Consider the following 589-nt stretch of genomic DNA (forward strand, 5'->3'; position numbering starts at 1 on the left):
CGTCAGCCGGTGGCACAGCCGCGGCGAAAACCCGCCCGCAAGAATCTTGCCGCCCGGCCCGGCCAAATCGGTCGCCGTTGTCCGTCCCTTGCCCTTGCTCATCGTTAACCCCTCGCGTTTAGTCGCCGGCTCCGGCCACCTCGGCGGCGCCGGTTGTGCAGAGTATAGAGCGCACAGTGGATTCCCTGCTGGCCACTGACAGACGTTCCTTCAGTTTTGATTAGCGCCGCTCGACCTGCTTCCCCTTGGCCGCCATGGCCAGCGCCTTCTTCTGGCTGTCCCGAAACGGATCGGCGTTGAACTTCCGGGGCCGACGTGTCTGCACCAGATCGACGACGGTTCCTCGGCGGCGACGAGGTAGAAATCCGAGGCTTCTCCCTTATCCGGCAGGCTGGGAAACACGCCTCGGTTGATCTGGGTGCGCCCTGCGCACGATGCGCGAGGTGGCTGCCTGACGGAACACTTCGGTCAGGCGAATGACGGGCACGGCACCCGAGTCGATGAGATCGGTCAGGAACTGGCCGGGACCGACCGAGGGCAGTTGATCCACGTCGCCGACCAGGATCATCGCCGTGGAAGTGGCGACCGC

General features: G+C 65.0%; 1 protein-coding gene. It reads right to left on the reverse strand.

Features of this window, described 5'->3' with window-relative positions:
- Positions 1–379: 379 nt before the first annotated feature.
- Positions 380–589 (reverse strand): AAA family ATPase (locus CAPSK01_RS21895; RefSeq protein ID WP_337958541.1); only part of this gene is annotated, 210 nt, incomplete at its 5' end.

This window comes from Candidatus Accumulibacter vicinus (genome assembly GCF_000584955.1).
GTDB classification, from domain to species: domain Bacteria; phylum Pseudomonadota; class Gammaproteobacteria; order Burkholderiales; family Rhodocyclaceae; genus Accumulibacter; species Accumulibacter vicinus.